The 4410-nt window shown below is 45.1% G+C and carries 4 protein-coding genes; 3 read left to right on the top strand and 1 reads right to left on the bottom strand.

All coding sequences use genetic code 11. The features are described from left to right. Positions 1-268 precede the first annotated feature (268 nt). Positions 269-442 (bottom strand): site-specific integrase, encoded by a 174-nt coding sequence (locus H6F80_RS28365; RefSeq protein ID WP_190794865.1) that lies wholly within the window; start codon positions 440-442, stop codon positions 269-271. A 234-nt stretch (positions 443-676) separates the two neighbouring features. Here H6F80_RS28365 and H6F80_RS28360 point away from each other — a divergent pair, with 234 nt between their 5' ends. From H6F80_RS28360 to H6F80_RS28350, 3 genes are all read left to right on the top strand, one after another. After that, complete coding sequence (locus tag H6F80_RS28360) at positions 677-2494, top strand: hypothetical protein (RefSeq protein WP_190794864.1); 1818 nt, start codon at positions 677-679, stop codon at positions 2492-2494. 162 nt (positions 2495-2656) lie between these two features. Beyond that, complete coding sequence (locus H6F80_RS28355) at positions 2657-2914, top strand: ParA family protein (protein WP_277879284.1); 258 nt, start codon at positions 2657-2659, stop codon at positions 2912-2914. An 849-nt stretch (positions 2915-3763) separates the two neighbouring features. Further along, the coding region (locus H6F80_RS28350; RefSeq protein ID WP_190794862.1) for a recombinase family protein at positions 3764-4410 on the top strand (647 nt) is incomplete at its 3' end.

Genomic DNA, 4410 nt, shown 5'->3' with positions numbered 1-4410 from the left:
GGGGACTTATGAAAAACCAAATAGACTGTTTAGGAACTAAAAGCCGCTGGTGTTGAGATTGGCCCCTCGTGACCAGTGGTTTTTGCCTTTCTGCTACTGGTTTTTGTTTGTTTGAGCATTTGTTTGCTGGTTTTACCTCCTTGGCTGGGTGGGCAAGCTTAGTCTCTAGTGGCACTCGCCCGATCGGGCTGAGGCGCGACTGATGTGCAAAGTATAGATCCGATCGGCGTTTCAGGGAAAACTCATCTTATTTCGCTTCAGAATTGCGTTACTGACTTAATAGCCGCTGAACCGAAATCGAAACATCTGGGAATGCCAGAGGATGCACTTCTCGATAGCCCGTCTTCGTTTCTTCTAGCACTTTCAGAACATAGCCACCTTGTTTTAAGCCTCGAGTATCTAGATGAAAGACTTCATGGGGACGCAATCCGAAGGTAGCCATGATGTCATAAACCCACTGCCAATGGGGTTAGGAATTTTTTAGAAATACCTTTGGACCTCTCCATGTCAGGTAAATTGCGGGGAGCAGGGTCAAACTTTTCGAAGGGATCGGTCATGATAAGAGAGTTTCCAAGAAGGACGATTGAAAAGTAATTAACCTGAATATTGTCATATTATTCTTCTCTAGTCTAGTCCTGGAGGAAAACCTCTCTGTTCTAAGCTCGTTTAAGTAGTAATGGACAAGCGTCAAGCATCTATATCGTTATCGTTATTCGATGTGTGGCTCCGCTATGAAGCCCATTTACAGGCAACGTTGCCTGAGAAGAAGGCAGAGGTACTTCTAGCCCAAACTCGCACTGCTTTGCTGCGCTACACGTTGCCGGGTTGGGGTTTTTCCTTATCCAAGGGGCAGCGACTTACCGCTCAGGAGCGTGAACAGGGACTCCAGTTCCTACAGCAGATTCGGCTTGAGCAGTTGCAGGAGGCTCCCGCTTTCCAGGAGAAATCGTTTGAAGAGTTGAATGTGGCGGGCAACAGCCGGCGGAATTACCGCTGGGCACTCAACAACTTCATTGACTGGTGCAAGCAACAGACTTGGGCAGCCAGCGTTTCTTGGGCTGAAGAAAAGCGTGTAACTCCACGCAAACGCGAGAAAAAAGGATCTGCAGTGGATCTCGGTGCCACTCATGCCAAGTCAAGGCTCTCTTATCGGTTGCCTAAAGAGCAAATCTCAGCTTCACTTCAAGAAGAATTGGTGGCGTTTAGAAATTTTCTAACCAAGGAAGAACCTTGCGTCAGTGGGCATACGGCTCAAATGTATGAGCAGCAGGTCTTACGTCTACTTGGTTGGTTGCATCAGGTGCAAGGTATTCCTCTTGAGGACTTGAGCCTGGAAACAATTGTCCCTAAAACTTCTGCTCGAGATGAAGAGTATGCTTCTTCTTTGGCTCAAGCTTATTTGCAATGGTTGCAAGACTCTAGACGAAGACATACAGATGCACCAGAGCATGAATTAATCAGCCCCCATACAGCGATAAAAGCCATTGATGCTTGGTTAACAGTTGCTAAGTTTGTCTATCGCAAGGAAATTGAAGTCGTTGGTCGAAAGAACAAGGAAAAAATACCGGTACTTCAAGTCTTATACAGCTTAAGACGATATGCGGTGAACAGCCTGAAATCCTATCAACGTATCAGTCATCAACAAAAAGATCCAATAACCTGGACTGAATTCTTGGAGCTAGGCGAGTTTCTGAGAGATGAATGCAAACCGTGGTTCCTTCAATCAATCCAGTCCAAGCGAGGTGGAGCAACTCGAGGGACATCGCGTTCCTTAACTGCGATTGCCCAGAGCTATCAACGATTCCTGTGCTTAGCGTTATTGTCTTATATACCGCCTCCACGGTTGGGTGAGTTGCGGCAGTTAAAGATTTCATTACCGTTCGGTAGCGATCTGGAGCATATTACCAACAATGTTCATACTAGAGAGAATTTACTCTATTACGACGGTAGTCAGTGGTGGATCAGAATAGTTAACAAAAAATATGAGCAGATGAGGGCACCTGATCGCCGAATTCCCATTCCTAATATACGTTATGAAAACAATAGATGTTTCTATCAGTACTTAGAGGAGTGGTTACTGCATTATGACTACCGCAATGATAAAGAAGAAACTCTTTCTGTTCTGGGACTTCGTAGTTGCTTAAATCCTCAACATGACTACCTGTTTACGCTAAAAAACGGGAAACCTTATAATTCATCTAGCTTTGGAATGTTGCTCACACATGCTGTTAGGCGAATTACAGAAAAACATGTCCCTCCGGCTAGGCAGATGTTTTTCAGTTATGTTCGTGAAACGAATGCGCTTTCATCAGGCGATATGGAGAATTTAGCACTGAGCATGGGACATCACATTCATCACTTAATAACGAGGACTTCTCTAGCACGTACAACGCCTTCAAGTGAACAACAGTGGGCAGCAGAGATCGCTCAGGCTTTTGTTGATGAAAGATGCAAAAGAGAATCACCACTGCATAGGGTAGAAGTAGACCTCTAAATCTTCCTTAAAAATTTCCTACTTGCTTGGAAATTTTTGGCGATATTTGAATTGTTTTGATGCTTAGCTAGGTCTAGCTCTCAACTGTGAAGAACCCATCAATTGCAACTACATTCTATTTTTTAGCATTTTGAACCTTATAAGAAATAGCACTTTCATATTTTGTTCTCCCCTAGTGGCTCTGATATCACCATTCATAACCAGTCGGCTGGCGTTATGAAAACGTCACTGACTATGAACTTGGACTATCATATGGCTCATCACGGTCGGAAGGTGCTGCTGATTGATATGGACCCGCAAGCAAGCCTCACTGTGTTTATGGGGTTGGAACCTGCTGAATTGGAGCAGACGATCGCCAGCTCGATTTTGAACGAAGCTTCATTAGGCTCAGCTATAGCAGAGAAAATTTTTGGTCATTAAGGCTGAAAGCATTATTACACGCTGCTTTTAGCAACTACTTCTTCACGGCTATTAATCAGCTTGAACTATCCGATCTTCAACTATAAATGGGACAGGTGCCTTTGAAAGGTCACCAACGACCAAACTTTTTCCTCTGCTAATATCAAGCCATTATGGAACGATCGAATGTATAGATGGAGTGGTGCAAGAGTTGGGTCAAGGACTTCGAGCGGACGTTTTCCAGATCCGTCTCCGTAAAAATACTCTTGCGGGCATGCAATAGCTTAATTACCTTAGCGTTAGGAGGGCATTTGCTGCCCTTCTTCTTCTCCTCAGTAGCCATCCCTGGAGCGAGAAGAAAACAGTTCTAACAAATAGAAGATCTTAAGTTTCAAGACAGAGATCAGTACTCCTAGGCAGGACCTGGAGGCTGGTCTCTGTCTTGCTTTTTGTCTATTTAACAGTTGAATTCACTTCGGATATTTTTGGTTCCCTCTACAGAAATGATTTTTTCTCTAAATTCCATTTCTGCATCTTTGATTGGTTCAACGCTGTGTAGTTTGTGCAGGATTTATCTGAATGTACCCTGAAAGAACTCAAGTCCAATTCCTAAGCACCTGATGTCTACCTAATTTCTCAAAACCCTTACTCTATAAGCAAAATGGAGGTTCGCTAAATGCACAACTTTTTTCAAACGATCCCAACGAAATCACACGTTGTTGAAAAAGTTGTGCCAGTTCCTATCCCGCGATCGCCAACTTCGTTCCCATCTACCAACTCTGGCTTACCCCTTGCTACAGACGGTACCTCATGCTGCTGAGCCTCCTCCGTAAGTCAATTTCGTTCATTACCCAATGGATTAAGACAATCATGAACCAGATCACAGCGGCCTATGGCCGCGTCTCTTCTCAGGAGCAAAACCTGAATCAAAAAGCTGCTGAGCAACAGGTGCATTTGCTCAAGAAGTACAACCCCGACCAAATCTACTTCGACGTTGAAAAAGGAGGTGTTAGCGATCGCGAACAGTTGTGTAAACTTCTGGCTCTGATGCGTTCTGGTCGTGTTAAGACTCTCATTGCTGCTCGCTTAGATCGACTCACCCGCAATAAAGAGCTCTATGACGAACTCAATCGTCTGCTAAAAGAGCAGGACATCAAGCTCTATCTCATCGACTTGGGCGACGTTGACTTAAACACTGCTTCTGGTGAACTTAACCTGGATATTCGGTGCTTGTTGGCAATCCACGAGCGGCGTGAACTGCGAGATCGGGTTCGCCGGGGGCACCGATACCGCCGGGAGAGAAAAGCTCCTTTTGGTCGTGCAGCTTGGGGCTATGTGGTTGAAAACGAACGGTTCGTTAAAGATACTCATCCCCTGATCTGTTTACTCAAACAGCGCCCTGAACCCTACGAGCACCTGGTGAATGAGCCGGATGATTCCTCACAACTGGTGCGCGGTATTAGCCGTGCTGATATTGCCCAGGAGGCTCTCGATTTGTTTCGAGAACTCAGGCATCG

Origin of the sequence: Leptolyngbya sp. FACHB-711 (assembly GCF_014695615.1) — a bacterium.
Classification (GTDB): Bacteria; Cyanobacteriota; Cyanobacteriia; order Elainellales; family Elainellaceae; genus Leptolyngbya_A.
The sequence above is the reverse complement of the archived record's forward strand: the minus strand, read 5'-3'. Positions and strand labels throughout refer to the sequence as shown.

Excerpts from the sequence above, each read along its gene's own strand:
- H6F80_RS28365 (WP_190794865.1), bottom strand. The coding sequence starts at position 442 with ATGGCTACCTTCGGATTGCGTCCCCATGAAGTCTTTCATCTAGATACT.
- H6F80_RS28360 (WP_190794864.1), top strand. The coding sequence starts at position 677 with ATGGACAAGCGTCAAGCATCTATATCGTTATCGTTATTCGATGTGTGG.